The 25,895-nt window shown below is 70.7% G+C and carries 24 protein-coding genes; 8 read left to right on the forward strand and 16 right to left on the reverse strand.

The genetic code is table 11. The features are described from left to right. Positions 1-96: 96 nt before the first annotated feature. Complete coding sequence (locus ACFVJX_RS21705; protein ID WP_384128734.1) at positions 97-1,200, reverse strand: hypothetical protein; 1,104 nt, start codon at positions 1,198-1,200, stop codon at positions 97-99. A 67-nt stretch (positions 1,201-1,267) separates the two neighbouring features. Between ACFVJX_RS21705 and ACFVJX_RS21710 the strand changes: the two genes are divergently transcribed. Next, the gene (locus ACFVJX_RS21710) at positions 1,268-2,413 is read left to right on the forward strand and encodes a cystathionine gamma-synthase (protein ID WP_384128732.1); all 1,146 of its coding nucleotides are present in this window, start codon (positions 1,268-1,270) and stop codon (positions 2,411-2,413) included. Between the two features lie 83 nt (positions 2,414-2,496). Here ACFVJX_RS21710 and ACFVJX_RS21715 read toward each other — a convergent pair whose 3' ends face one another. The 4 genes from ACFVJX_RS21715 to ACFVJX_RS21730 all read right to left on the reverse strand — a co-directional run bounded on the left by ACFVJX_RS21715 (position 2,497) and on the right by ACFVJX_RS21730 (position 4,105). Further along, positions 2,497-2,688, reverse strand: coding sequence for a DUF1059 domain-containing protein (locus ACFVJX_RS21715; RefSeq protein ID WP_384128730.1), 192 nt, complete (start codon positions 2,686-2,688; stop codon positions 2,497-2,499). Between the two features lie 98 nt (positions 2,689-2,786). After that, complete coding sequence (locus ACFVJX_RS21720) at positions 2,787-3,035, reverse strand: hypothetical protein (RefSeq protein ID WP_384128728.1); 249 nt, start codon at positions 3,033-3,035, stop codon at positions 2,787-2,789. Then, the gene (locus ACFVJX_RS21725) at positions 3,032-3,526 is read right to left on the reverse strand and encodes a sigma factor-like helix-turn-helix DNA-binding protein (RefSeq protein ID WP_384128726.1); all 495 of its coding nucleotides are present in this window, start codon (positions 3,524-3,526) and stop codon (positions 3,032-3,034) included. Before ACFVJX_RS21725 ends, ACFVJX_RS21720 begins: the two co-directional genes overlap by 4 nt. A 48-nt stretch (positions 3,527-3,574) precedes the next feature. After that, a complete protein-coding gene (locus tag ACFVJX_RS21730; RefSeq protein WP_384128724.1) occupies positions 3,575-4,105 on the reverse strand; it encodes a MarR family winged helix-turn-helix transcriptional regulator in 531 nt (176 codons plus the stop codon). 156 nt (positions 4,106-4,261) lie between these two features. Here ACFVJX_RS21730 and ilvA point away from each other — a divergent pair, with 156 nt between their 5' ends. The 3 genes from ilvA (at position 4,262) to ACFVJX_RS21745 (ending at position 7,561) form a co-directional block, all read left to right on the forward strand. Beyond that, a complete protein-coding gene (gene ilvA / locus ACFVJX_RS21735; protein ID WP_384128722.1) occupies positions 4,262-5,491 on the forward strand; it encodes a threonine ammonia-lyase in 1,230 nt (409 codons plus the stop codon). Positions 5,492-5,699: 208 nt separating this feature from the next. Then, positions 5,700-6,707, forward strand: a complete 1,008-nt coding sequence (locus ACFVJX_RS21740) for an ATP-binding cassette domain-containing protein (RefSeq protein ID WP_384128720.1) — start codon at positions 5,700-5,702, stop codon at positions 6,705-6,707. After that, positions 6,704-7,561: an ABC transporter permease gene (locus tag ACFVJX_RS21745; protein ID WP_384128718.1), complete on the forward strand. Its 858-nt coding sequence runs from the start codon at positions 6,704-6,706 to the stop codon at positions 7,559-7,561. Before ACFVJX_RS21740 ends, ACFVJX_RS21745 begins: the two co-directional genes overlap by 4 nt. A 116-nt stretch (positions 7,562-7,677) precedes the next feature. Here the strand turns inward: ACFVJX_RS21745 and greA are convergent, their stop codons facing one another. Together greA and ACFVJX_RS21755 are read right to left on the reverse strand one after the other, a co-directional pair. After that, complete coding sequence (gene greA, locus ACFVJX_RS21750) at positions 7,678-8,175, reverse strand: transcription elongation factor GreA (RefSeq protein WP_384128716.1); 498 nt, start codon at positions 8,173-8,175, stop codon at positions 7,678-7,680. Positions 8,176-8,358: 183 nt separating this feature from the next. Then, complete coding sequence (locus ACFVJX_RS21755; protein WP_384128714.1) at positions 8,359-8,775, reverse strand: DUF4307 domain-containing protein; 417 nt, start codon at positions 8,773-8,775, stop codon at positions 8,359-8,361. A gap of 149 nt (positions 8,776-8,924) precedes the next feature. Here ACFVJX_RS21755 and mca point away from each other — a divergent pair, with 149 nt between their 5' ends. The 4 genes from mca (at position 8,925) to ACFVJX_RS21775 (ending at position 12,802) form a co-directional block, all read left to right on the forward strand. Next, the gene (gene mca / locus ACFVJX_RS21760) at positions 8,925-9,806 is read left to right on the forward strand and encodes a mycothiol conjugate amidase Mca (protein ID WP_384128712.1); all 882 of its coding nucleotides are present in this window, start codon (positions 8,925-8,927) and stop codon (positions 9,804-9,806) included. Position 9,807: 1 nt separating this feature from the next. After that, positions 9,808-10,056 (forward strand): hypothetical protein, encoded by a 249-nt coding sequence (locus tag ACFVJX_RS21765; RefSeq protein ID WP_384128711.1) that lies wholly within the window; start codon positions 9,808-9,810, stop codon positions 10,054-10,056. Positions 10,057-10,280: 224 nt separating this feature from the next. Beyond that, positions 10,281-11,222 (forward strand): endonuclease/exonuclease/phosphatase family protein, encoded by a 942-nt coding sequence (locus ACFVJX_RS21770; RefSeq protein ID WP_384128709.1) that lies wholly within the window; start codon positions 10,281-10,283, stop codon positions 11,220-11,222. After that, positions 11,219-12,802 carry an alpha-amylase family glycosyl hydrolase gene (locus ACFVJX_RS21775; protein ID WP_384128707.1) on the forward strand — a complete coding sequence of 528 codons (1,584 nt, stop codon included), beginning with the start codon at positions 11,219-11,221 and terminating at the stop codon, positions 12,800-12,802. The genes ACFVJX_RS21770 and ACFVJX_RS21775 overlap by 4 nt, the downstream gene beginning before the upstream one ends. 81 nt (positions 12,803-12,883) lie before the next feature. Here the strand turns inward: ACFVJX_RS21775 and ACFVJX_RS21780 are convergent, their stop codons facing one another. The 9 genes from ACFVJX_RS21780 to ACFVJX_RS21820 form a co-directional block, all read right to left on the reverse strand. Beyond that, a complete protein-coding gene (locus ACFVJX_RS21780) occupies positions 12,884-14,134 on the reverse strand; it encodes a sugar ABC transporter substrate-binding protein (protein ID WP_384128706.1) in 1,251 nt (416 codons plus the stop codon). Between the two features lie 157 nt (positions 14,135-14,291). After that, on the reverse strand, positions 14,292-17,546 hold the full coding sequence (locus ACFVJX_RS21785) for a tetratricopeptide repeat protein (protein WP_384128704.1): 3,255 nt from the start codon (positions 17,544-17,546) through the stop codon (positions 14,292-14,294). A 230-nt stretch (positions 17,547-17,776) separates the two neighbouring features. Beyond that, the gene (locus tag ACFVJX_RS21790) at positions 17,777-18,184 is read right to left on the reverse strand and encodes a hypothetical protein (protein ID WP_384128703.1); all 408 of its coding nucleotides are present in this window, start codon (positions 18,182-18,184) and stop codon (positions 17,777-17,779) included. 697 nt (positions 18,185-18,881) lie between these two features. Continuing rightward, on the reverse strand, positions 18,882-19,310 hold the full coding sequence (locus ACFVJX_RS21795; RefSeq protein WP_384128701.1) for a hypothetical protein: 429 nt from the start codon (positions 19,308-19,310) through the stop codon (positions 18,882-18,884). Next, positions 19,307-20,017 (reverse strand): vWA domain-containing protein, encoded by a 711-nt coding sequence (locus tag ACFVJX_RS21800; protein ID WP_384128699.1) that lies wholly within the window; start codon positions 20,015-20,017, stop codon positions 19,307-19,309. Before ACFVJX_RS21800 ends, ACFVJX_RS21795 begins: the two co-directional genes overlap by 4 nt. 14 nt (positions 20,018-20,031) lie before the next feature. After that, the gene (locus ACFVJX_RS21805) at positions 20,032-21,174 is read right to left on the reverse strand and encodes a lipopolysaccharide kinase InaA family protein (protein WP_384128697.1); all 1,143 of its coding nucleotides are present in this window, start codon (positions 21,172-21,174) and stop codon (positions 20,032-20,034) included. Further along, positions 21,171-22,340: a serine/threonine protein phosphatase gene (locus ACFVJX_RS21810; protein WP_384128695.1), complete on the reverse strand. Its 1,170-nt coding sequence runs from the start codon at positions 22,338-22,340 to the stop codon at positions 21,171-21,173. The genes ACFVJX_RS21805 and ACFVJX_RS21810 overlap by 4 nt, the downstream gene beginning before the upstream one ends. Further along, positions 22,337-23,569: a hypothetical protein gene (locus tag ACFVJX_RS21815; protein ID WP_384128693.1), complete on the reverse strand. Its 1,233-nt coding sequence runs from the start codon at positions 23,567-23,569 to the stop codon at positions 22,337-22,339. The genes ACFVJX_RS21810 and ACFVJX_RS21815 overlap by 4 nt, the downstream gene beginning before the upstream one ends. A 33-nt stretch (positions 23,570-23,602) precedes the next feature. Next, positions 23,603-25,846, reverse strand: a complete 2,244-nt coding sequence (locus ACFVJX_RS21820; RefSeq protein ID WP_384128692.1) for a hypothetical protein — start codon at positions 25,844-25,846, stop codon at positions 23,603-23,605. Between the last annotated feature and the right edge of the window lie 49 nt (positions 25,847-25,895).

Here is a 25,895-nt window from a genome sequence, read left to right on the forward strand (position 1 = left end):
CTCCGTGTGGTGCAGTCCTAGACAGCTCCACCACATCGGAGGTCTTCGTGATGTTCAAGACCTACCAAGTGTCAACAACGCTCGTGATCAATACACCTAGTGCAGCAGCGTCGCCGGGCTGCCGCCGTTCGCCTCGTAACCGGCGACCGCCAGGGCCCGGTAGACGGTGTACTCGGCCGCCGGGTCGGAGCTCTCCGTCCACGGCAGCGCGCCCACGTGCCCGTCGATGTGGACGAACTGGTTCATCGCCTCCGTCCAGCGCTCCATCCGGACCAGGAAGAGCACCAGGAGATGGCGGACGTGGGCGAGCATCGGATCGTCGGCGCGGGCCGCGTGGACCGCGAACAGGGCGCCCTCGACCGCCTTCGTCACCACCTGGCTCCGGTAGAAGCCCTGTACGAGGTTGACCTCGGGCAGGTGCTCGTACACGGCGAACAACGGCAGCGCGGCCAGCAGCGAGCCCTGCGGGGCGCGGGCCGCCGCGGCGGTGGCGAAGCGGTCGGCCTCCTCGCGGGAGCCGTGCCACTTCTCGCACCAGAAGTGCATCGCCGCGATGTGCGCGCCCATGTGCGCCGGTGCCCGGTCGATGATCTTCGCCCAGAGCTGGTCGAACTCCTCGTGGGAGTAGCCGAGTCCGCGGGCCGCGGCCAGCTCCACCAGGTAGGGCACCGGATCGCCCGGCGCCAGCAGGGCCGCCTCCCCGATGACCGTACGGGCCTCCTCCAGGATGATCCGGAAGTCGTCCGTACCGGCCGTGGAGGAACGCCAGGCCTGCTGCACCAGGAATTCGGCGTGCACGGCCGCGCCGCCCGCGTCCTTCGGCGCCTCGGCCCGCCACTTGCGCAGCCAGGCCCCGCCGACGCCCGGCCGCTGTACCAGTTCGAGCGAGGCCGCACCGGCGAACGCCTGCACCCGCTGCCACCGCACCTCGCCCTCCTTCGGCGTCCCGGACAGCAGCTGGGACGCGGCCCGCCACTCCTGCGTCGCCTGCACGACGTCGAGTACGTCCAGGAGGTCCTGGTCGGGGCCCGGCATCCGGATGTCCAGCTCCTCCTGACGGGCGAAGCCGTAGGTGTCCGGGTCGGCGGCGTCGGGGGAGCCGGGCGCCACCTGACGGATACCGCCGCGGCGCCGCAGCGCGAAGGGGCCGACCACCGCGGCGAGCATGCACAGGGCGAGCAGGAACCAGAGAATCTCCATGCCCCCTATTGTCCCGGACGGCCCGGTGCTCCGTGCGGGCCCTCGGAACGAACTACGCTCGGGCCCCATGAGCGACCAGCACAGCTTCGAAACTCTCGCGATCCACGCGGGAAACACCGCCGATCCCCTCACCGGCGCTGTTGTTCCGCCTATTTACCAGGTGTCCACGTACAAGCAGGACGGTGTGGGCGGGCTGCGCGGCGGCTACGAGTACAGCCGCAGCGCCAACCCGACGCGCACCGCACTGGAGGAGAACCTGGCGGCCCTGGAGGGCGGCCGCCGCGGACTGGCCTTCGCGTCCGGTCTGGCCGCCGAGGACTGCCTGCTCCGCACGCTGCTGACCCCCGGCGACCACGTGGTCATCCCGAACGACGCCTACGGCGGTACGTTCCGGCTGTTCGCGAAGGTCGCCTCGCGGTGGGGCGTGGAGTTCTCGGTGGCCGACACCGCGGACGTGGCGGCGGTACGGGCCGCGATCACCCCGCGCACCAAGGCTGTCTGGGTGGAGACGCCGTCCAACCCGCTGCTCGGCATCACCGACATCGCGGCGATCGCCGGCGTCGCCCGCTCGGCGGGTGCGCGGCTGGTCGTCGACAACACCTTCGCCAGCCCCTACCTGCAGCAGCCCCTCGCCCTCGGCGCCGACGTGGTGGTGCATTCCACCACCAAGTACATGGGCGGTCACTCGGACGTCGTCGGCGGCGCACTCGTCGTCAACGACCCGGAACTCTCCGAGGAGTTGGCCTACCACCAGAACGCGATGGGCGCGGTGGCCGGGCCCTTCGACGCCTGGCTGGTGCTGCGTGGCATCAAGACCCTCGCCGTCCGCATGGACCGGCACAGCGACAACGCGACCAAGGTCGCCGACCTGCTGACCCGGCACCCCAAGGTCACCCAGGTCCTCTACCCGGGGCTGCCCGAGCACCAGGGGCACGAGGTCGCCGCCAAGCAGATGAAGGCATTCGGCGGCATGGTGTCGTTCCGGGTCGCGGGCGGCGAGGAGGCCGCTGTCGAGGTCTGCAACCGGGCGAAGCTGTTCACGCTCGGTGAGTCCCTCGGCGGCGTCGAGTCGCTGCTGGAGCACCCGGGCCGGATGACGCACGCCTCGGCCGCCGGATCGCCGCTGGAGGTCCCCGCCGACCTGGTCAGGCTCTCCGTCGGCATCGAGAACGCCGACGACCTGCTGGGCGACCTGACGCAGGCGCTCGGCTAGGACCCCGGCCGGGAAACCCCGCCGGCAGTCACTCCTGGGGCGGGGCCGGTGATCCGGCTCCGCCCCGGTGTCGTCGGCCCGTCTCAGACGGTGGCCTTCTCGTCCTCCAGCATGGTCCGGATCTGCTCCCGCAGTTCGGGGCCGTCGGTGTGCTCATGGACGGAGACGGCGTGCTCGCTCGCCGCGCGCACGACTTCGTCCTCCTCGCCGGTGATGGTGAGCGTGCAGTCCGACTCGCTCGGATACTTGCGGCAGTCAGCGATCTTCCTGGTCATGACAGCCTCCTGGCCGGTTCGCGGGACTCCGGCCGCTCCTTCCAGGATAGATCCGGGACGGCGCGGGGATAGATCCGGTACGGCCCGGCGCCGCGTCGTCACCAGCCCAGCGGCGGGGTCGTCTCGGCCGGCGGCACCTGCCAGGGCTCGACGGCCACCGCCCACACCGTGAACGCCGCCGTCGCCGCGATCAGCGCCAGCAGACCCAGCAGCCGCAGAACCCGCCGCCGGCGCAGCAGCAGGCCACCGCGGTCCATCGCCCGCTCCGCCAGATCGGCGGGCACCTGCGGATGCGGCCCGTCCAGCAGCCGCCGGACCTCGTCCTCCTTGCGGCTGATTCCGCTCATCGCGCGGCTCCCAGCGGCCGGCCAGGCCCCCGCCGCACGGTGGGGCCGCGGGTTCCGCGCATCGTGGCCACCGAGCGGTTGCAGATCGCGCGGATCCGTTCCACCGGAAGCCCGAGCAGGGCGGCGGTCTGCTCCTCGGCGACCCCCTCGTACAGCCGCAGCACCAGGACGAGCCGCTCCTGCGGGGTCAGCCGGTCCAACAGCCCGCCGCGCGGGCGGTGGTGGCGCCAGGCCTCCCGTACGAACCGGGTGGTGAGATCCTGCCGGGTGCGGTCGTACGGGTCCTCGCCGTGCAACCGGTCCCAGTTCGCGTACGTACGGGCCAGCGCGGCCGTCAGCAGCCGCTGCGCGCGTTCGTTGGCCCCGGGCGGCCGGACGGGTTCCGCGGTGAGCAGGGAGGCGGTGTGCAGCAGCCGGCCGGCCGCGCCCGCCACGAAGGCCTCGAACTCCTGGGCGCGGCGCCGCTGTCGGCCCGCCTGGCGCTCTCGCACCCTGTCATACGAGCGCTCCGCGGGCCCCGGGTCAAGACCCGGGGCGCACTAGCTCGCGGCGGGCGACTGGTGCGCGCTCTGCCGTGCGGCCAGCGCCGCGTTGAAACGCGTGAGCAGCGCGCAGAACGTGTCCCGCTCCTCCTGGTCCCAGTCGCCCGTCACCTGCGACATCAACTCGCGCCGGGAGGACCGGACCTCGTCGAGGCGGGCCTGGCCGCGCGGGGAGAGCTGGAGCACCACGGCGCGGCCGTCCTCGGGGTGTGAGGTCCGCTTCACCAGACCGGTGTCCACGAGCGGTGCGACCTGCCTGGTCACGGTCGAGGAGTCGATCCCCATCCCGGCGGCCAGCGCCTTCACGCCCATGGGGCCTTCCCGGTCCAGCCGGTTGAGCAGCAGATACGCGGCCCGGTCCATGGAGTTGCGCACCTGGCCGACGCCGCCGAGGCGGGTCTGCTCGGCACGCCGGGCGAAGACCGCCACCTGGTGCTGCAGAGCGTCGAGAAGGTGGTCGGGGCCCGGATTTTCCGGGGCGGCGCCCCCGGAGGGAGACGCGGCAGTCGTCATGTCCTGAGGGGGCATGGCCGGGGGCTCTCTTCGTGCGGTGTCGGATGGGTGGGGGACAGAGTACGCGGCCCCGGGGCAACGCGTACCAGTGCTGCACAAACCTGCGGACATCGACGCAGGACGGCACCGGTTGCGGCGCCCGCAACCCCTTTCAGCTGCAAGACTTGCGGAATGAACTTCCCTCGGCCCGGTACGTTCCCCCCGCTGATCCTCGACGACATCAAGGGGGCGCAGAAGATGCTCTCCGGTGTCTCCAGGGTCACCGCGATGGAGGGCAGCCGCCATCTGACCGAGCTCGTGGGCGCGCCGGTCCAGTTCAAGTGCGAGAACCTGCAGCGGACGGGCTCCTTCAAACTGCGGGGCGCCTACGTACGGATCGCCGGACTCTCCCCGGTGGAACGGGCGGCGGGTGTGGTGGCCGCGAGTGCCGGAAACCATGCGCAGGGTGTCGCGCTCGCGTCTGCACTGCTCGGCGTACGGTCGACGGTCTTCATGCCCGTCGGCGCGCCGCTGCCGAAGGTCGCCGCGACCCGCGAGTACGGGGCGCGGGTGCGGCTGCACGGCCATGTCGTCGACGAGACGCTGGCCGCGGCGCAGGAGTACGCGCAGGAGACCGGCGCGGTCTTCATCCACCCCTTCGACCACCCGGACATCATCGCCGGGCAGGGCACGGTGGGCCTGGAGATCCTGGAGCAGTGCCCCGAGGTGCGCACCATCGTCGTCGGCATCGGCGGCGGGGGGCTCGCCGCCGGGATCGCGGTGGCGGTGAAGGCCGTCCGGCCCGATGTGCGGATCGTCGGCGTGCAGGCGGCGGGCGCGGCCGCCTACCCGCCCTCGCTGGCGGCCGGCCACCCGGTCTCCATCGGCTCGCTCCAGACCATGGCGGACGGCATGAAGGTGGGGCGGCCGGGCGACGTGCCGTTCGCCCTGGTCCGGGATCTGGTCGACGAGGTCCGTACGGTCTCCGAGGACGAGCTGTCCAGCGCGCTGCTGCTCTGCCTGGAGCGGGCGAAGATGGTCGTGGAGCCGGCCGGGGCGAGCCCGGTGGCAGCCCTGCTGAGCGACCCGAAGGCGTTCCGCGGGCCCGTGGTGGCACTGCTCTCCGGCGGCAACGTGGACCCGCTGCTGATGCAGCGCATCCTGACCCACGGCATGTCCGCGGCCGGTCGCTATCTGAGCCTGCGGCTGCGCCTGACGGACCGGCCGGGTGCGCTGGCGACCATGCTGGCCGTGCTCTCGGTGGCCGATGCCAACGTCCTGGACGTGAGCCATGTGCGCACCGACCCCCGGCTCGGTCTCACCGAGGCGGAGGTGGAGCTGCATCTGGAGACCAAGGGCCCGGAGCACTGCGAGGAGGTCGCGGCGGCGCTGCGCGACGCGGGCTACCTGGTGATGAACTGACCGCTTCCCCGTACGGCCCCCCGCGGTGGGCAGCGCCGCGAGCGGACCCTTGTGTATCGCGATGTATCGCGTTACTGTGCCAACGCCCGGACCGGCCGTGTCAGGCCAGGGATGTACGCGTGTTCGCCTCATGTGTTCACCGGGCGGGGCGGGACGGGCAAATCTAGGATCTGTGAGGAAGTCACTCGGAGCACTGGGGGAACCCCATATGCCAGGCGCTATCCATGCCGAGGGTCTGGTGAAGACCTACGGCGACGTAACCGCACTCGGCGGTGTCGATTTCGACGTGCCGCAAGGCACCGTCCTCGGACTTCTCGGCCCCAACGGCGCCGGCAAGACGACCGCTGTACGCGTACTCACGACGCTGCTCAGGCCCGACAGCGGCAGCGCCTCCGTCGCGGGCATCGACGTACTGAAGAATCCCAACGAGGTGCGGCGTTCGATCGGGCTCTCCGGCCAGTTCGCCGCCGTGGACGAGTACCTGACCGGCCGCGAGAACCTCCAGATGGTCGGCCAGCTCTACCAGATGAGCAGGCGCGACGCGAAGATCCGGGCCGGGGAGCTGCTGGACAGGTTCAACCTCGCCGACGCCGCCGACCGCCCGGCCAAGACGTACTCCGGCGGCATGCGCCGCCGCCTCGACCTGGCGGCCGCGCTCGTCGTCTCCCCGCCGGTCATGTTCATGGACGAGCCGACCACCGGCCTCGACCCGCGCAACCGGCAACAGCTCTGGGAGGTCATCGAGGAGCTCGTCGCCGGCGGTACGACACTGCTGCTGACCACGCAGTACCTGGAGGAGGCCGACCGCCTCGCCCATGACATCTGCGTGATCGACCACGGACTCGTCATCGCCCGCGGCACCTCCGACCAGCTCAAGGCCCGCACCGGCGGCGAGCGCGTCGAGGTCGTCGTCCACCAGTCCGACCAGATCGATCCGGCCCGGGGTGTCCTCGGCCAGCTGGGCAAGGGCGAGGTCGCGGTCGTCCCGCACATGCGCAAACTGACCGTCCCGGTCGACGGCGGGGCCAAGCTCCTCGCCGAGATCATCCGCGACCTCGACACCCGGGGAGTGGAGATCGACGACATCGGACTGCGCCGCCCCACCCTCGACGACGTGTTCCTCTCCCTCACCGGCCACACGGCCGAACAGCAGAAGAACGACGAGAACGGGACGGCCGCACAGGCCGCCGCAGCCCCGACGGAGGCACAGAAGTGAGCGCCCTCACCGAGACGGCCGCGGCTCCTGCGCCGCGCTCCGGCGGCGGGATCGGCCAGTCCGTACGCGACTCGCTGGTCATCGCCCGTCGCAATCTGATCCGCATGACCCGGATCCCGGAGATGGTCCTGTTCGGGCTCATCCAGCCCGTCATGTTCGTGGTGCTGTTCACCTACGTGTTCGGCGGTTCGATCAAGGTCGGCGGCACCACATCGCCGCAGGCCTACCGCGAGTTCCTGATGGCCGGCATCTTCGCCCAGACCGTCACCTTCGCCACCGCGGGTGCCGGTGCGGGAATCGCCGACGACATGCACAAGGGGCTGATCGACCGCTTCAGGTCACTGCCGATGGCCCGGGGCGCCGTCCTGACCGGGCGCACGCTCGCCGACCTCGTGCAGACCACGCTCACACTCGTCGTGCTGGCGGGCGTCGCGCTCATCGTCGGCTGGCGGACCCACGAGAACATCGCCAAGGTGCTCCTCGGCTTCGTGCTGCTGCTCCTGCTCGGCTACGCGTTCTCCTGGATCGGCGCACTCATCGGTCTCACGGTCCGCACGCCGGAGGCGGCGACGTCCGGCGGGCTGATCTGGCTCTTCCCGCTGACGTTCATCTCGAACGCCTTCGTCGACGCCAACCAGATGCCGACGTTCCTGCGCCACATCGCCGAGTGGAACCCGTTCAGCGCCACCGTGCAGGCCTGCCGGGTGCTCTTCGGCAACCTGCCGGAAGGCTTCGTCACACCGGACGCCTGGCCCATGCAGCATCCGATCATCGCCTCGGTCCTGTGGTCCGTGCTGATCCTGGTGGTCTTCCGCACCCTGGCCGTACGCAAGTACCGCTCGGCCACGGCCTGAGCGCAGCGCGAAGCCCCGGCCCGAGCACAGCGCTCGGCCACGGCCTCGACACAGCGGGAAGCCCCGGCCGAACTTGGCCGGGGCTTCCCGCCGCGCCCGTTCGTACGGGCCGCGGATCAGCCGGTGTACGGCTTCGCCGAGAGGATCTTCACCGTCGCCGTCTTGCCGTTGGGCAGCTCGTAGTCCGCGCTCTCGCCCATCTTCTTGCCGTTCACGCCCACGCCGAGCGGGGACTGCGGGGAGTACGTCTCGATGTCCGCGCTCGCGTACTCACGGGAGGCCAGGAGGAAGGTCGTCGTGTCGTCGTCATCGCCGTCGAAGGCGATCGTCACGACCATGCCGGGCTCGACCACGCCGTCGTCGGCCGGCGCCTCGCCGACCTTCGCGTGCTCAAGGAGCTGGGTCAGCTGGCGCACCCGGAGCTCCATCTTGCCCTGCTCCTCCTTGGCCGCGTGGTACCCGCCGTTCTCGCGCAGGTCCCCCTCCTCACGGGCCGCCGCGATCTTTACGGCGATCTCCGTGCGCGCGGGACCAGACAGGTACTCCAGCTCGGCCTTGAGCTGGTTGTACGCCTCCTGCGTGAGCCAGGTGACGTTTTCGCTGGTCTGGGTCACAGGGTGCTCCTCGTCGGTACTGGGAATACAAAGCATCGCCCTACCCGGAAGCATGTGCATCCACGGGTGGGCGAAACCACGAGCCTAACAATTCCCCAGGAAAAGGGGGAGAAGGTAAACGGCTGACACTGCTGAACCGCAGGTCAGCGGCGCCAAGCGCGGTTCAGGACGTGCGTGCGGCGGTCAACTCGACGCCCCGCCGTCGTCGGTGCAGCCCAGCAGCTCGACGCTGGTCGCCCTGGCCGTCGTGCGCAGCGAGAGGACACGGTCGATCCGGTCGGTGGCCTCGTCGAAACGGAAGTCCTTGCGGGCGACGTCGGCGCCGTCCTCGCTCTGCGAGCGGATCGTGCAGTAGCCCTTGGCGTCCCGGTCCTTGCGGACCTCCAGATGCACCTCGACCCGGCTGTCCGAGACGACCTTGAACTTGATCACCTCGGCACTGACGCCCTGGCCTGCGACGTAGTCGTAACCGATCCAGCCGATCACGCCGAGCAGGGCCACACCGAGCACCGAACCGATGATCTTGAGCTTGCGGTCCGCACGCTGGTCCGCTGAGCGGCCGTAGCGGTTCTCGGAGGGCGCTTCGCGCACCGCGGTCATGATCGTTCCTCCCGTACCGGGGATCGAGGAATTTTCCGTCCCCCGGTTCGGTCACTATAGAAGCCTCCACCCGCCACCCGACCGCCACCCCACACCGACGTCCCTGCGGGACGGCACCCTGATGGCGACCAATCACTGAGGATCGAGTCTTGACTGAGCAGCTTCGACTGATGGCCGTTCACGCCCACCCCGACGACGAGTCGAGCAAGGGCGCGGCCACCATGGCCAAGTACGTGTCCGAGGGGGTGGACGTGCTGGTGGTGACCTGCACAGGAGGCGAGCGCGGCTCCATCCTCAACCCGAAACTTCAGGGGGACGCGTACATCGAGGAGAACATCCACGAGGTGCGCAAGAAGGAGATGGACGAGGCCCGGGAGATCCTGGGCGTCAAGCAGGAGTGGCTTGGCTTCGTCGACTCCGGCCTGCCCGAGGGTGATCCGCTGCCGCCGCTGCCGGACGGCTGCTTCGCACTGGAGGACGAGGAGACGGCGGCGGGGCGCCTCGTCGCGAAGATCCGCGCGTTCCGGCCGCAGGTCATCACCACGTACGACGAGAACGGGGGCTACCCGCACCCCGACCACATCATGACCCACACGATCTCCATGATCGCCTTCGAGGGTGCGGCCGACACCGAGAAGTTCCCGGAGGCGGAGTTCGGCCCGGCCTGGGCGCCGCAGAAGCTCTACTACAACCAGGGCTTCAACAGGCCGCGCACGGTCGCCCTGCACGAGGCGCTGCTGGCCCGCGGCATGGAGTCCCCGTACGCGGACTGGCTGGAGCGCTGGAAGGAGTTCGGGCGCGCCGAACGCACGCTGACCACGCATGTTCCGTGCGCGGACTTCTACGAGATCCGCGACAAGGCGCTGATCGCGCACGCGACGCAGATCGATCCCGACGGCGGTTGGTTCCGGGTCCCGATGGACATCCAGCGGGAGGTCTGGCCGACCGAGGAGTACGAGCTGGCGAAGTCCCTCGTCGATACCTCCCTCCCCGAGAGCGACCTCTTCGCGGGCATCCGCGACAATGCCTGATATGTACGCGACTCAGACACTGACGCACCTCGTCCCGCTCGCCGAGGAGCTGGACAAGAACAAGGTGACCCCCGGGGTCCTCGGCTTCATCGTCTTCGCGGCGCTCGCCGCGGGCGTGTGGCTGCTGATGAAGTCGATGAACCGGCACATGGGGAAGGTCGACTTCGAGGAGGCGCCCGAGGAGGGCGCGGCCGTGACCGACGACGCGCGGGCCAAGGGTGTGGCGGCGGGTTCGGCGCAGCGGAAGTAGCAGGTGCGGCAGTAGTCGCAGGCGGGGGCTGGGCGGAGGCGGTGTCTCCGCCGGACGTCGTGCCCCCGCGTCGTCGTGCCCGCGGGTCCGGTGGTGCCCCTTGCCGCGTCCGGGGCGGCGCGGTTAACGTCTCCCCGTGATGTAAGCGCATTCAGGAAGCGCATACAAGGCGGCTGCGGGGCACGGTACGGCACGGTTCGCCGCACGGCACGGGAGACGGCACAGTGACGGACACCGGACACGGGCTGCGGGTCATGACGTTCAACCTGCAGGTGGACTGGGACGGTGCGCCGCGCCCCTGGTCCGGCCGGCGGGGCCCCGCGGTGGACGCGCTGCACCACGAGCGGCCGCACCTCCTCGGCACGCAGGAGGGGCTCCACGGTCAGGTGCGGGATCTGGAGGCCGGCCTGGGGCCCGACTACGCCTGGATCGGCCAGGGCCGTGAGGGCGGCGCCCGCGGCGAGTTCATGGCCCTCTTCTACGACCGGCGGCGCCTGGCCCCCCTCGCGCACGGGCACTTCTGGCTCTCCGACACCCCCGAAGTGGCCGGCTCCAACACCTGGGGCGGCGGCTGCCCCCGCATGGTCACCTGGGCCCGCTTCCGCGATCTGGGCACCGGCCGTGAACTGTGCGCCGCCAACACCCACTTCGATCACCTCGGTGACCACGCCCGGCTGCGCTCGGCCCAGTTGCTCGCCCAGTGGCTGAGCGCCCGGCCCGCGGACGTCCCGTGCCTCGTGACCGGGGACTTCAACGCCCCGGCCGGGCGCAGTGCCGCGTACGACACCCTCCTCGCCGGGGCGGACCTGGTGGACGCCTGGGAGGCGGCCGAGGAACGCGGTCCGGCCTACGGCACCTTCCACGACCACGCACCGCCCGTCCCCGACGGCGACCGCATCGACTGGATCCTCGCCCCACGCGGCAGCCGTGTCCGGTCGGCGGGCGTCAACACGGCGATCGGCAACGGCCGTTACCCGAGCGATCACCTTCCCGTGCACGCTCTTGTACACCTCGCACACCTCGCACCCGGCAGGCCGGCGCCTCTGCCCGCGCACTCGTCCCTGCAGTCGCCCCAGCCCGCGTCCCCGTCCTCGTCCCGGCAGTCGCTCCTGCCCGCGTCCTCGTCCCCGTCCTCGTCCCCGGCCCCGGAGGTTTCCGCGCCATGACCTCGTCCCGTCCCGCCCGAGAGTGGCTGGCCGACGCAGTCCTCTACCAGATCTATCCGCAGAGCTTCGCCGACTCCAACGGCGACGGCATCGGTGACTTCGCCGGAATCGAGGGGAAGCTGGACCACCTCGCCTGGCTCGGCGTGAACACCGTCTGGTTCAACCCCTGTTTCGCCTCGCCGTTCGACGACGCGGGCTACGACGTGAGCGACTACTTCTCGGTCGCGCCCCGCTACGGCACCAACGAGGACCTCGCGAGGCTGGTCGAGGCGGCGGGCCGGCGCGGCATCCGCGTCCTCCTGGACCTGGTGGCGGGACACACGTCGGACCGGCATCCCTGGTTCACCGCCTCGGCGGACGACCCCGGCGACCACCGCTACATCTGGGCCGGTCCGGGCGAGCGGCCGGAGGGGTTCGTCGCATCGCCCGGCACCCGACCGGGCTTCTACAAGCCGAACTTCTTCGAGTCGCAGCCCGCCCTCAACTTCGGCTACGGGCGCACGGACCCGGCCGAGCCGTGGCGGCAGCCCGTCGACGCCGAAGGCCCGCGCGCCAACCGGCAGGCGCTGTACGAGATCATGGACCACTGGCTGTCCCTGGGCCTGTCCGGCTTCCGCGTCGACATGGCGGCCTCGCTCGTCAAGGACGACCCGGGCCACGCCGAGACGGTCGGGCTGTGGCGCGAACTGCGCGGCCGGCTCGACGCCGAGCACCCCCACGCGGCGCTGCTGTCCGAGTGGGGCGACCCCGCCGTCTCCGTGCCGGCCGGTTTCCACGCGGACTTCTTCCTGCAGTTCGGGTCCGAGGACGACGGGCTCGTGCTGCGCTCCCTGTGGAACAACTTCGAGGGCACCGTCAGTGAGCAGTGGGAGCCGCAGGCCCCCTACTTCGACGCCGGGGGCCAGGGCTCCCCGCAGACCTTCCTGGACGGCTGGCGCCGGGCCACCGAGGCCGTCGGCGACTCCGGACTCATCGCGCTGCCCACCGCCAACCATGACTTCTCCCGGCTCGCGTGCGGACCGCGCACCGCCGAGCAGCTCCCCGCCGCCTTCGCCTTCCAGCTCACCTGGCCGACGCTGCCCGCGATCTACTACGGGGACGAGATCGGCATGCGGTACGTGCCGGGCCTGCCGGAGCGCGAGGGCAGCCGGCTCGGCCCCCGTTACGACCGGGCGGGTTCCCGTACCCCCATGCAGTGGGACGGCTCGCCCAACGCCGGTTTCTCCACTGCCCCGGCCGACGCGCTCTACCTGCCCGTCGACCCCGCCCCGGACCGTCCCACCGTCGCCGCGCAGCGCGCCGACACCGGCTCCCTGCTCCACCTGGTCCGACGCCTGATCGCGCTGCGCAAGGAGACCCCGGAACTGGGCCCGGCCGGGAGCACGGAGGTCCTGCGGGCCGGCTACCCCCTGGTCCATGTCCGCGGCGGCCGCTACCTGGTGGTGATCAACCCCCGCAGCGAGCCCGCCGAGACCGCCGCCCCGGCGGACACCGCCACCCCGCTGGAGGCGTCGGGCGTCACGGTGAGCGGGGGCCGTATCCACGCGGACGGCTTCGGTTACGGCATTTTCCGGCTCTGACGCGCCGTCGCGCACGAGAGGGGCCTCCCGCGTGATTCGCGGGAGGCCCCTCTCGTGGGTGGTACGGGGTGGGCGGCGTACTCAGTCCACCAGGTTCTCGGTGGACTTCTGGAGCTCGGCGGCCGTCGCTGCGGGGTCGGCACCTGTGGCGATCTTCTCCAGGGCGCTGTCCATCTGCGCGGCGAACTCCTCCCACTTGGGCAGCGGCGGGATGTCCTTCGCGGTGGCGAGCGACTTCTTGAAGACGGCCAGGGAGGAGCCGCCCTTCTTGAGGGCGGGCAGGTCCCAGGCGGCCTTGTTGGTGGGCAGTTCCTTGGAGGTCTCGTACCAGTGGGCCTGCATCTTCGGTGTGGTCAGGAACTTGGTGAACTCCTGGGCGGCCGCCTTGTGCGCGCTGTCCTTGAAGGTCACCAGCGAGGCGCCGCCGACCCAGGACGTGGAGCTCCGGCCGGCCGGCACGGGGGCGACCTTCCACTTGCCCTTCAGCCGGGGCTGTTCCGCGAGGTTCTGGACGATCCAGGGGCCGGACACGAACATCGGCATCCGGTCCGCGGCGAAGTCCTGCACGACGTCCTGGCCGGGGACGAAGTTCTTCTTGGCGAGGCCCGCGTCGAAGTAGTGGCTGAACTCGGTCAGCGCCCTCACCGACTCGGGGGAGTCCAGCGCGGGCTTGCCGTCCTTGCCGAGCAGCGAACCACCGGCGGAGAAGAGGAAGGGCGCCCAGCCCTGCCAGGCCCCGGCGCCGCCGGGCTGGAGCGACATGCCCCAGTCGGTTCCGGCCTTGTTCCTGTACGCGGCGGCCAGGGCGCGCAGGTCCTTCCAGGTGGCCGGAGCCCTGTCGACGCCCGCCTTCTCGGCGAGGTCGGTGCGGTAGTAGAGCGCCCGGGTGTCGGCGTACCAGGGCACGCCGTAGGCGGTGCCGTCCACGACGTTGCCGTTCCAGGTGGCGGGGAAGAAGTCGTCCTTGTCGAAGGCCTCGGCGTCCACCGGTTCCAGGGAGCCGAGTTCGATGAACTCGCCCATCATCGTGGAGCCCATCTGTGCCATGTCCGGCAGCGTCCCGGCCGCGGCGGCGGACAGCAGCTTCTGGTGTACGACGTCCCAGCCGACCGGCGTCACCTTGATCTTGATGTTGGGGTGCTCGTCGGTGAACTCCTTGCTCACCGTCTGGATCCGGTTGCCCTCCTCGCCCATGGCCCACACGGTGAGTGTCTGCTCGGCACCGGCCTTCGCCTGATCGGACCCGCTTCCCCCGCAGCCGGTCAGGGCGAGGGCCGTCACCAGCGTGGTGGCCAGGCCGGCGGACCTGGCGGTCCTGACGGTGCGGGTCATGGCGGCTCCTCCAGGGACTCATGTATGCGCATTCCGTAAGCGCATACATGACCATGCGGCACGCCCCGCGGCGACTCAAGAGGCGTACGGATAACGCTTTGGCAAACCCGTGGGGAGTGCGGAACCCGCCCGTTGGCGGCTGTTCCGGCCCCTGGGTCTACGGTCGTGCCGGGACCGCGACCCCCATGATTTCGCGGGCATGGCGGGTCGGGGTCAGCCCGAGCCGCCACGCCTGCCAGCCGTCCTCCAGGTCCACCCCGCGGTTCAGCACCACCCGGAAAGCCTCCGCGCAGTCCTCCAGCTTGCCGTCCCGGGTCGGGTGGCCGGCCGCCGTCAGCTCGGCCAGCTCCTGCTGCGCCACCACCGTGCCCACCTCGATGCCGCCCGGCGACGCGTACGGCAGCAGCGTGCAGCGCAGGAAGCGGGCCCAGTCCGCGCCCCGCGCGTCGCCGTACGAGTCGAAGAGCTCCGCCGCCTCACCGCACAGGTCCAGGGCCTGCGGCGCGCGATGGTTGCCCGCGTCGATCAGGGCCAGCTCCAGACACGTCCAGGCCTCCCCGTGGGCGACCCCGATGCGCCGGAAGTCCGCCCGGGCGTCCACCAGGAGCTGACGGGCGAAACCGGAGTTGCGCAGGTTGCCCGTCTGCGCGGCGCGCTGGTCGCGGGTGACCCGGCCCGAGTGGTGCCGGGCGCACGCGAGGCCGTACACGTCCCGCATCCTGGAGAACATCGTGCGCGACCGCTCCAGCTGCCGCACCGCCTGATCGGTGGCGCCCGCCTCCTCCAGGGCCTGGCCCAGGTAGTAGAGCGTCCACGCCTCGCCCCGCGCGTCCTCGTTGTCCCGGTGCCGGGCCAGGGCCGCGTTCAACTCCTCGACCGCGGGGGCCGGGTCCCCCGCCAGCAGCCGGGCGCGGGCCAGCTGGGTCAGCGCCCACGCCTCGCCCCGCTCGTCCCGGGTGCGCCCGTACAGATCCAGGGCCGTACGCAGCGCGAGCTCGGCCCGCTCCACATCGCCCATCCGCAACAGCACCTGACCCAGCTGGAACTGCGTCCACGCCTCACCGTGCAACGACTCGCCCTCGCGGTGCAGGACCAGCGCCGTGTCCAGGAGCGCCAACGCCTCGGCCGGGTGGGCCCGGTCCCGCTCCACCGCGGCCAGCGCGTGCAGCGACCAGGCCCGGTCCGCCGCCTGGTCGGCGGAGGTCTGCAGGTCGAGCGCCTCCCGCAGCCGCGCCGCCGCCTCCGTCAGATTGCCCTGGTGGTGCAGGGTGATGCCGAGCGAACAGAGCGCCAACGCCGTACCCGAGTCGTTCTGCGCCTCCCGGTACAGGCCCACGACGGACGACAGCGTGGTGCGGGCCTTGTCCAGCTCACCCAGCTGACGGGCCGCGATGCCGGTACGCCACTGCACCGACCGCTCCAGCAGCCCCTGGTCGACCGCCTGCGTCAACTCGCTGATCTCACCCAGCCGGTACAGGTCGCCGCGCAGCAGGCAGTAGTCGCACAGCGCACCCAGCAGATCGAGCACCGCCGCCTGGTCGACGCCCTCGGCGTGCCGAAGGGCGGACGTGATGAAGCTCGACTCCTCGTCCAGCCAGCGCAGCGCCGCGTCGAGCGAGGTGAACCCGTGTGAGCCGAACTGCCCCGCCCGGGTGGACATCTTGCCGTCGACCATCCGGATCACCGCACCGGCCAGCTCCGCGTAGTTCACGATCAGCCGCTCCTGCGCGGCAGACCGCTCGGCCGGCTGCTCCTCGTCGAGCAGCCGGGCCAGCGCGAAGCCGCGGACGAGGTCGTGCAGCCGGTAGCGCGAACCCCGTACGTGGTCCAGCAGTCCGGCCCCGGACAGGGCCGTCAGCAGCCGCTCCGCCTCCTGCTCGTCGGCCGACAGCAGCGCGGCCGCCGCCGCTGCGCCCAGGCTGGCGCGCCCGGCCAGCGCGAGCCTGCGCAGCAGCCGCCGCGCCTGCTCCGACTGGTCGGTGTAGCGCAGCCACAGGGCCCGTTCGACCGGCGGCACCGGGCCGTACGCGGCGAGATCGGCGGCCAGGGCGCTCGGCGTGCGCTCCCCGAGCGAGGAACCCGCGATCCGCAGCGCCAGCGGCAGCCCGCCGCACAGCTCGGCGATCGCCTCGCTCGACGGGTAGTCGTACGGCCCCCGGTCCTCCTCCTGGGAAGCCTCGCGCAGCAGTTCCTCCGCGCCCGCCCCGTCCAGCGCCCCGACTTCCAGCTGGTGCACCCACGCGGGCAGGGAGCCGGGCAGATCGAGCGGCTCACGGGCCGTGACCAGGACGAGGCTGTCGGAACGCTCCGGGATCAGCGTGCGGACCTGCTCCGCGTCGCTCGCGTCGTCCAGGACGATCGTCACCGGGGTCCCGGTCAGATGCTGGTGGTACAACTCGCTGAGCCTGCGCACCTGCTGCTCGGCAGAGGTGCCCGCCGAACGGCCGCCTGAACCCCCGTCCCGGAACAGCAGCTGCTCGCGGGGCGCGCCGAGCCGGTTCAGCAGGTGGAGCAGTGCGTCCCGGGTCGGAAGCGGGGGTTCGCCGTCCGCACCGCCCCGCAGGTCCACCACGCACGCGCCCCGGAACTGGTCCTTCAGATCGTGCGCCGCCCGCACGGCGAGCGTGGTGCGCCCGGCGCCCGGCGGCCCGTGCAGCACGACCACGGTCGGCTTCGTCTCCGTCGACGCCCGGGAGGCGTGCACCCACTGCCCGATCCGGTTCAGCTCGGCCCGCCGCCCGGCGAACCGGGCCTCGGGCGCCGGGAGATGGCCGAACGACTGCTCCAGGAGCGCGCGCATCCGCGCCGCCGCGCTGCGGTCGCCGCCGCGCAGGGCCGGGGCCGTCCGGGACTGGGTGGTGGCGGCCTTCTTCGCCGGGGTGCGGGACGAGGCGGTCAGCATCCGCTGCTGGTCGATGAACGGGCGGATGCCCCGCACCTCCAGCGCGGTCAGCCACTGCAACCTCAACTGCTCGGTGCCGCCCGGCTGTCCGAGGGCCCCCGCCCGGCGGGAGGCGGCCGGCCAGTGCGATGCGGTGACCTTGGCGACGGTGGCGGTGGCGCCTGCCACCGCGACGACGGCCCCGGCGCCGAGCGCAAGGCCCGAGGCCGTACCGAGCGCCAGATCCGCACCGAAGGCGGCGGTCGCGGCAACTCCGGTGACCAGCAACGGCGTTCCCAGCGTCGCCCGGTTGAGCCGGTGCGCCAGCGGTGACTGCCCGGCCGCCTCGGCGTCGAGCGCCTGGACGTACGCGGCGTACTCCTCGTCCGCACCCGCCGCCATGGTGTCCAGGGCGCCCCGCGCACGCGTCATCAGCACTCCGGGGTCCGTCCGCCCGCCGGTGCGCCGCGCCTCTTCCTCGACGGCCCGCACCAGCAACGTCTCGGCGTCCGCCCGGTGGCTGTCCCGCATCCGCATAACTCCCCCTCGGTTCCCGCCCGTCGGCCGGACCTGCACCCGGCAGCACGAGGTACCAGTCTCCTGCCTGCGGCCGGTGTGCGACAGGGAGTCTGCGAGACTGCGCGCCGGCAGCCGTACGCGGTCACGGTGTGCCTCTTTCGAAGAGCGTCAACAGTTCCAGCGCTGCTGGGCTCGGCTTACTGTGAAGCTGTCGCGTAGGGACTCTGATCTCCCCGGGGAGATCACCCTGGGGAGGGCTCTTCGGTCAGTTCCTCCTGGCCGATTCGGGTACCCGATTTGTAGATCGTCACGACGCTGTCGTGGATGTCGTAGCGGTACGGAGGATTGGTCGCCCGATAGCCGCCGCTGGTGCGCTCGGCAGGCATGGCGATTCCCGGCTCGCGTCGGTCGCTGAATTCACCGAAGTAGTACAGCTTGCCCCCGCTGGTACGACACAGAGTGATCTGCTTGTTTCCCGTGCGGAAGGCCTTGACCAGCTCCGCACCGTCACCCGATGGCAGCTCATCGGCGATGCGGGTCGGGCAGGAGGCGGTAGTGCTCCGGCTCGCGTCGGAACCGTCCGGTGTGCCGGAGCCGGATTCGAGAGCGCTCAAGCAGCTCTTGCCGGCGAAAAGCAGCACGATGGCCACGACCAGGGCACCCAGACAGCCCCCACAGCTGTTCTTCTTTGCCGGAGCGGGCGGCCGTGACCAGCGAGGGCCGGGCGCCGGAGCAGGACCCGGTGACCAGCCAGGGGCGGGAAATGGTGGAGCTGGGCTGGGGGCGGCCGGAGTGTAGCCCGTCGTGGCGGTGGGCGGCGGGTGGAACAGGCTCTCGGGGCGCGGGCTCGAAGCCGTGCCCGTGGTGCCGGGGCCCCGCGTGGGAGACGGGCGTTTCAGGGCCGCCTTCCTGGCTGCCCCCGGCGAGGGCGAGGTCTTTTTCGGGGGCGGCTTCTTGACACCCGGCTTCGGCGAGCCACCTGGGGTGGGATTCGCGGATTTGGCAGGTGACTTCTTCGCCGTCGGCTTGGACGCGGCTTTGGTCGCCGCCTTCCAACCGGTGCCGCAGACAATGCAGGATGCATCTGACCTGAGATTGTTCGTGTCGCACTTGGAACAGCGCCAGTCCGCGGCAGGCTTGGCCGGTGTGGGGCGTTTGGGCACCGGCCGCGGAGCGGCTTTGCGGGGCGGCGACGAGGCAGGTGCGGCGGTACGTCGGGCGCTGCCGCAGATCGTGCAGACCTTTTCCACGGGCTCGTTGAAGGTGTCGCACTCCGCGCAGCGCCAGTTGGCTGTTGCCGCCACCCCTGTACTGCCTTTCCTCGTTACACCGGCCGGGATCCCCGACTCAGTCGACGTCGTTCTCGATCCTGTCCATGACCTGATCGAAGAGCTCCTCGGATGCGGGGCCCGTGGGCGACAGAACCCAGCCTCCCGCCCCCGCGGGGACACGGCCGAGCTCGGCGGTCTCGTCCTCCTCGCCCTGCCGGTCCGGCACGCCGTACTCGCGCCGCAGCCGCTGGATCAGCTGCTCGGCGCTCTGGACGTGGGCGGCCGGTACGCCGACTCGCACCACGATCAGGTCGGTCGCATCGAACGCCGAGCTCTTGAACCGGAACGCCATCTGGCATGATCCATCACCCGGCTTGGGGCGCAGGGAGGCCTCGATGCAGCGTTCGGCCTTGATATTCAGATCTACGGCGTGGGACCAGAGCAGGCCGAGAATCCCCTCGTCGTAGACGAGTCGGAATCCGGGCCACTCCAGTCGCAGCGTCACAGACTGTTCGCGATCGTCTCGATAATCTCGTCCATCTCGAACTCTTCAAGGCCTTGGCCCGCCTTGGACTCGAAGTGCAGGGTGAGGTCCCACTCCTCAGAGATCGGGTCCTTCCACGGCTCCTGGTCCGGCGCGAACAGAACGAGCCGCTTGGCCGACTGCTCCATGACAGCGGTCTGGCTACGGGCGTACCCCCACTGCTCGAAAAGGTCGTCGATGCTGCGGGGGATGCTCGCCGGGTACGTCTGCGCGGAGGCTCCGACGGTTCCGAGCGGATGCGCGGGGGCGTCGGTGAACATCACGATGACGTGGCGCCTGCGGTCCAGTCCCTTCTCCCAGGGGGAGTTGATGGCCAGGGCGAGCGCTTCGAGACCCGACTCCGGGATGTCACCGCCGCCGCCCGCGTCGATGCCGCGCACGAACCGTTCGAAGTCCTCGGCCTGATCGGGAAGGCGCAGGAAGTCGGTCTGCTCGATGGCCGACGCCGGGTCGTCGCCGAAGTCCCGGAACGCGATGGTCTTCAGGCGCAGCTGGCTGATCGCCTTGCCTTTCTTCGCCATCACGTCGTTGAGCCGGTCATGGAACTGCAGCGCGCTCGACTTCACGTTGTCCAGCACGGGGAACATGCTGCCGGTCGCGTCGATGCAGAGCACGATGTCGACTGCGTACTGAAGGTTGCCCTGATACTGGTCGTTGGCGGGGTTCATGTTCGGCTCCTGGTTCACGGTGCTTTGCGGTCCCGGCCGCGGTCGCCCAGGTTGATGCGTACGCGGGAGGACCGGGGAGCGGGCGGGGAGGCCGGGGCCGACGAGGTGTCCGGCTCCGGGGTGGCGGGTGCTTGTGCGGGCTCGCCCGGTGTGGGGCCGGCCGAGCGTGGCTTGAGGTTGGTACGGACCCGGCTCGTGTGCGGGCGTGTCACCGGGCTCTCTTCGCTGGTAGGCCTTTTCGATGCCATCGAGCCGGGCCGACGATGCTGAAGGGCGCACATCTTCGGGTCTGACAAGGCCTTGAGGTATGTCACCATGCGGGGGCGCTGTCTGGGATCCGCATGCGTCAGCGCGCGCAGCAGTCCCTGGATCTCGTCCGACAGACGCGCGTCGAGGCGCAAGCTCTCGCCTGCGTTGACGGCGTCCGCGGGAGAGCCGAACCGTGCTTCGTGACGGGGGAGCTCGCCTGTCAGGTACAGATGCGTCATCAGGCCGAGTGCGAACACGTCCACGGCGCACGTCAGTCCGCCCGGCCCGACGGAGTCGTCCTGCTGCACGTAGCGACGCCATTCAGGTGCCCCGTACAGGGAGTCACCGGAGATGTCCTCGGGGGCGGGTGGTTCTCCCGCGACGTACGAATCGTCGAAGTCGATCAACTTCGCTGTGTGGAAAGCCGCGTCGTGCCGCTTCTGTACCAGCACGTTGAGCGGTTTGAGGTCGCCGTGCACCACGTCGATGTCGTGAAGCTGCTTCAGGCTGGTGCCGAGCGTTTTGAGCAGGACCATCTTCTGACGCGGTTCCAGTGCCTGCGGCTTCTCCAGGCTGGAGGTATCGATACGCTCGGTGACCTTGTAGTAGGTGCTGCCCTCATGGAAGAAGTCCGTGGCGAGCACGAGGTTGCCACCACCGCGGGCGTCGGGCCGCAGCCGTCTCATGATCGTGCGGTGTCGCTCCTCGAACTCCTGGGCCAGCTGCCGTCTGATCCGCAGACTCGCCGAGTCGCGGGCCTCGTCCTTGGGCCGTTTGGGCTCAAGGAACTGCTTGACGAAGTACGCGGAGCCGGATTTCTCCGCGAAGGCCCAGATGCACTTCCCGCCATTGGCATTGGTGGGCGCGGTGGTGATGCGGTAGCCCGCGATCACGTCTCCCTGTTTCATACGAGCTCCTCGGGCGCGGGCGGCAGATGCGACTCGTAGTCGTGGCGGTACGCCTGCCATGACTGGTCCTGCCACGCCTTGACCTGGGCCGCGGTCTCGTGCGGATCCGCGGCGGGACCGGCCGCGGCCGTGAGGGCGCTCGGCCGGTCGCGGTACTGCTGGTCGGTCAGCTGCTTCAGCCGGGGCGTGAATCGTGACCGCAGGTCGTCGAAGTCCGGGTAGCCGAGGGTCAGCAGGGCGAGCGAGGCGTCGTCGGCCGTGAAGGCCTCCACCTCGCGCCGGAGCAGGTGGGCCCACTCGGCTGCGCCGCCGGCCTGCTGCAGAGTACGCAGCACGAGGAGTTCGAAGTCGGCGGGCGTGTGGACATAGCCGAAGAATCCGTCCGTGGCCGCGACCAGCACGCACGGCAGCCGCAGGGCCAGGCGATGGGTGTCGATGTCGAAGTCCCGGTCGGCACAGACGAGATTGGTCATCGGCGGGTCGCTGCGCAGCAGTTCCAGCGCATCGCTCTCCCGGGTGTGGTCGCGGGTGAGGACGTGCAGCCCGCTCTCCGGCAGCAGTGCGTAGGCCCGGGAGTCGCCGGCCCACAGCAGGCGCAGTTCGACCTCCGCGTCCCCGGCGACGATCTGGTAGTGCACGCCCGCGAAGGTGGTCGGCAGCTGGCGACGCATGGTGCCGCCGATCTTGCTGTGCCGCTGCGGTGCCTTGTGGAGGAAGTACGTCAGGTACGCGTGCAGTGACTGTGCTTCGACGTCCTGGCGTTCCCTCGTAACGTCGTGGAGCCAGCATTCGGTGGCGAGTCGCGCTGTTCGCGCGCCCACCCAGGCGCTGGTGCGGGACGTACGGTCGGGCGCCTGCCATGCCGGGGCCGCGCCCGAACCGCCCGAGCCGTCGAAGACAGCGAGCATGCCCTGCCTCGACTCCCAGTGGTGCGCGATGAACGGCTCCGCGTCCTCCCCGCGGCCCGGTACCCGTTCGGTCCATACGGATACCGTCTGGAGCGGCCCCTGGTCCTCGCCCCAGGCGAGCCGGGGCGGCGTGGGGACAGGGGCCGTCGGCCCGCCGGGCGCTGTGGGGCCGACAGCCGGTGTCTCCGCCCGGGCGGGAGTCCACGCGGGCCGGGGCGGAGAGGCCGGGTCGGTGTTGTCCTGGATCGGATGGTTCATCGCGGCTCTCTGCCGGGATCGACGGGCCCGCGTCTGGCGGTGCCGCGCACCCGGCTCACCTTCGGTTTCGGCGTCTCGGGAGTGACGGGACGCGGGGGCGGGGCGCCGTCCGCGGGGGGCAGCGGTTCGTCCTCGGGCGGTGCTTCGGGGGCGGTAGGAGGCCGTCGGGGCGTGCCACGGCCGGTGTCCGGGCCGCGGCCCAGGGTGTCGCCCGAACCGAACCCTGGCCGACTGCCTGCGCTACCGGCTCCTGCGACCCGGTCGGTGCCATCCGGCCCGAGGCTCTCACGCAGTACCTTTCCCCTGATGGGCGGGGGCTCGGGCGCTTCCTCGGCGGGCTCGTCTGCGGCCGGATCGAGGGCACGGGACAGTGAACCGCGCAACCGTCCGCGCCGTGTCGCCGTCTCGAACAGGCCGTCCCCGTCCCGCAGCAGTTCCGCCAGGACTACGCGCTCCAGCTCGGTCTGCTCGAACGGTTCCCTGTCACTGTCGCCGCGTTCCAGGACCATGCGCATGACCTCGCGCTTGACTTCGCGCTTCTCCGCCTCGCTCCTCTCGACCCAGGCGAGTGCGGCGCGCGGCCCCTCCTTCTCCATGATCTCGGCGATGAGACCGTCGACGCCTTCCTCCCGGATCATGTCGACATGCCGGGTACGCCGCATGTGCGAGAGCCTGGTTTCCCGCACCACATCCCTGAACTCGCGCCCGCTGGTGGCGATCTCGTCCTCGTCGACCAGAAGTTCGACGTGGACATTACGCAGTCGGATGGCGTCGTCGCCGGTGAACGAGGTGAGCGCGGCGTTGAGTGCCTGCTCCGCCTCGTGGAACTCGGCGATGTCGTGATTGCGCGCCACCTGCCGCAACGTCGTGCGCAGATGTCCGTACAGGGCGCCGCTCATGTCACGAATGCCGCGGGCCACGACCTCCGCCGGGTCCGCGACCTTGCAGATCAGGTCGACGCGGCTGCGGAAGGAAAACGTCGCGTCGCGACTGAGGAGAGGGATGTCCAGGATGAGGCGGTGCTCACCGAGGTCCACTGTGAACACAGAGCGATAGCTGCCGTACCGCGCCGACGGGATCTCTTCCCCACTGCGGATCGTCAGTGAGGGGCCGCTTTCGCGGACCAGGACCAGGGCGCGGCCGAGGTCCGGCGGACGCAGCGGACTCGTCAGCCGCCACCTGGGTAGCTCCGTGACCTCAAGAACCGGATCGTATGTCTGCTCCTGCATGGTCTGTCTCCACCTCGCTCTCGCGTCTACGGGTCAGATGAGGCGGCGCAGCCGAGCTGCGTTCGCCGACGGACGGTCACGGTCGGCCGACCATTTGTCGAGCCACCACAGCAGCCGTTCGCGATGCTTGCCGGGTCTGCGCGCCACATCAGCGAGGAGCCCCGCGATTCCGGTGAGGCCGTCGGGACACAGGGGCGCGTAGGTGTCGATCCACTCCCGCAGCGTCGGCAGCGCGGAATCCTGCACCGGACGCCTGGCCAGTGCGCGTGCCCACAGCTCGGCGACCTGCTCGCTGTGCTCGGGCAGGGAGCTGAGCAGGAGGGGAACACCCGCGATGCCCGACGTCTCTGCTCCTGTCGGAGGACGCTCGTACGGCCGGGAGGCCGCGAAGACGAACGCTGACAGCGTCTTGACGACCATGGGGGACAGGTCATTGGGCGCGGACCAGTCGAGGTATGCCTCAAGGAGGGCGGGTGCCTGTCCTTGATGGATGAGGTGGACGCCGCCCCAGGCGACCGACGGCAACGTGCCCCAGTCGTCGCCTCGGTCGAGCGCGCTGCGCAGCACGCCGACGGCGCGGTCGGGCGCAGCGCGCCCGAGGATCCCGCCCACCGCGTTCGCTGCGGTGCCTGCGAGCCGGCGCTGGTACGCGCTACTGCCACCGCGAGCCCATTCGTCCAGCAACGCCCATATGGCCTGGGCCGATTCGGGGCGGCTGCCTGCCACACCGAGCGCGGTCGCCGCGGCTTGCCGTTGAGGCCAGGAGGTGCTGCCCGCCCAGCCGGTGAGGAACCGATGAACCGCGTAGTCGTGGTCCGCCCAGGCCAGAACCCCGGCGGCGACGGATGCGCGGGCCCGCACCTCCAGATCGCGGTGGCTGAGCAGCCGGCGCAGCCACTCCAGGAAGGCCTCGCGGCGGCCGTCCAGAGTGCTCCACGCATGGACCAGGACGGCCTGGCCGAGCAGTGCGCCCCGGAACCGGACTCGGGGCGGGCCGCTTGCGCCGAGCGGCCCCGAGCCGGTGGGGTCCAGCCGAATCCACTGCTGCTCATGGGCGAGACGATCGGTGAACCGCAGGTCGGGCGGGGCGGGTTCGGGCGGTGCCAGGGCGGTGTGCAGCTTCACGGCGGCCTCGGCGACGGTGAGGTACCTGCTCTCCTCAAGCACGGCCGCAGCGAGTGCGAAGGCGACCGTTTCGGGCGCCCGGTGCTGCTGGAACCAGGAACGGACCTGATCGCTCGGATCACGCAGGGCCGCGACCGCGGTGGTCAGATCGCCCTCTGCGGTGATCACCGATGCGAGGCGTACGGCGTGCCGCGCGGCGGGCTGTTCCCGCAGCGCGCTGTCGGCGTTTCCGGCATTGAGGAGCGCGTGCAGCCGGGCTCGCGCACCTGGCTCCGGCGCGTGGCCGAGCACCCGACGCTCAAGGATCACCAGCGGGTCGATCGGCGCCAGTGTGTGACGGGCGAACGCCTCGCTGCCGCTCGCGCTGGTGGCGGCAAGCGCGAGGTCGTGCCCGCCGGTGAGGATGAGCCGGCAGTCGGCTGCGCGCAGCGCGGCGGCGAGGGATGCCAACTGGCGTACTCCGAAATCCTGGGCACCGGCGGGTCCTTCATCGACCTCCGCGAGGTATCCGCAGTTCTTCGCAGGCGGTTCCCAGCCGGACATGGTCAGGACCGCCGGATCGAGCAGGCGGTGACAGCCGCCTTCCTGGGTGCCGCTGAGAGCACTGGCTTCGGACAGCAGATTGACGGCGGTGGCGGCGCGCCCGCTGCCGGGCGGCCCGGTCAGTACGAGCAGAGCCTGATCGCACAGATCATCGAGGGCTGTGCCGTACCCATCGGGTTGTACGAACAGCGCTGTGTATTCGTCGAGTTCGGAGCTGGTGAGGGCAACGGCCGCGCCTGCGCGCCGGGGTGCCTTCGTACCGTGCGAACCCCCGGCGTGAAATCCGCCGCCGAAGCTGACAGTCTCGTTGAAGAGCGCGAGCGTGCCGATACGGGTCCCGGACGCGTCAGCGTTCAGACGTGTGGAGATGAGGTCGGCGATGGCGGATGCCCGCCGCGCCTCGGACCGCTCGGCGGAGTCATGCCCGGTGTCCGAGGTGAGCGAACGCAGAGCGTCCGACTCACTGACGGGTCCGTCCTGCTCCTCGTCGAAAGGACGAGGTTCGCGTTTCGGGGGCTCGTCGACGGATGGCGCGGTGCTCGTGGGCTCGCTGTCGGGTGCGGAGGTGTCAACTGGCGGCCGGGACGCTGGTGGTGCTTCCTCACTCAAGGATCAGGGTCTTTCGGGCTTGGCAGTAACACGGAGTGAACTGCGCAGA

The sequence above is a fragment of the Streptomyces sp. NPDC127177 genome (assembly GCF_042672475.1).
Classification (GTDB): domain Bacteria; phylum Actinomycetota; class Actinomycetes; order Streptomycetales; family Streptomycetaceae; genus Streptomyces.

Excerpts from the sequence above, each read along its gene's own strand:
- ACFVJX_RS21705 (WP_384128734.1), bottom strand. The coding sequence starts at position 1,200 with ATGGAGATTCTCTGGTTCCTGCTCGCCCTGTGCATGCTCGCCGCGGTG.
- ACFVJX_RS21710 (WP_384128732.1), top strand. The coding sequence starts at position 1,268 with ATGAGCGACCAGCACAGCTTCGAAACTCTCGCGATCCACGCGGGAAAC.
- ACFVJX_RS21715 (WP_384128730.1), bottom strand. The coding sequence starts at position 2,688 with ATGACCAGGAAGATCGCTGACTGCCGCAAGTATCCGAGCGAGTCGGAC.
- ACFVJX_RS21720 (WP_384128728.1), bottom strand. The coding sequence starts at position 3,035 with ATGAGCGGAATCAGCCGCAAGGAGGACGAGGTCCGGCGGCTGCTGGAC.
- ACFVJX_RS21730 (WP_384128724.1), bottom strand. The coding sequence starts at position 4,105 with ATGCCCCCTCAGGACATGACGACTGCCGCGTCTCCCTCCGGGGGCGCC.
- ilvA (WP_384128722.1), top strand. The coding sequence starts at position 4,262 with ATGAACTTCCCTCGGCCCGGTACGTTCCCCCCGCTGATCCTCGACGAC.
- ACFVJX_RS21740 (WP_384128720.1), top strand. The coding sequence starts at position 5,700 with ATGCCAGGCGCTATCCATGCCGAGGGTCTGGTGAAGACCTACGGCGAC.
- ACFVJX_RS21755 (WP_384128714.1), bottom strand. The coding sequence starts at position 8,775 with ATGACCGCGGTGCGCGAAGCGCCCTCCGAGAACCGCTACGGCCGCTCA.
- ACFVJX_RS21765 (WP_384128711.1), top strand. The coding sequence starts at position 9,808 with ATGTACGCGACTCAGACACTGACGCACCTCGTCCCGCTCGCCGAGGAG.
- ACFVJX_RS21775 (WP_384128707.1), top strand. The coding sequence starts at position 11,219 with ATGACCTCGTCCCGTCCCGCCCGAGAGTGGCTGGCCGACGCAGTCCTC.
- ACFVJX_RS21780 (WP_384128706.1), bottom strand. The coding sequence starts at position 14,134 with ATGACCCGCACCGTCAGGACCGCCAGGTCCGCCGGCCTGGCCACCACG.
- ACFVJX_RS21785 (WP_384128704.1), bottom strand. The coding sequence starts at position 17,546 with ATGCGGGACAGCCACCGGGCGGACGCCGAGACGTTGCTGGTGCGGGCC.
- ACFVJX_RS21800 (WP_384128699.1), bottom strand. The coding sequence starts at position 20,017 with ATGAACCCCGCCAACGACCAGTATCAGGGCAACCTTCAGTACGCAGTC.
- ACFVJX_RS21805 (WP_384128697.1), bottom strand. The coding sequence starts at position 21,174 with ATGAAACAGGGAGACGTGATCGCGGGCTACCGCATCACCACCGCGCCC.
- ACFVJX_RS21810 (WP_384128695.1), bottom strand. The coding sequence starts at position 22,340 with ATGAACCATCCGATCCAGGACAACACCGACCCGGCCTCTCCGCCCCGG.
- ACFVJX_RS21815 (WP_384128693.1), bottom strand. The coding sequence starts at position 23,569 with ATGCAGGAGCAGACATACGATCCGGTTCTTGAGGTCACGGAGCTACCC.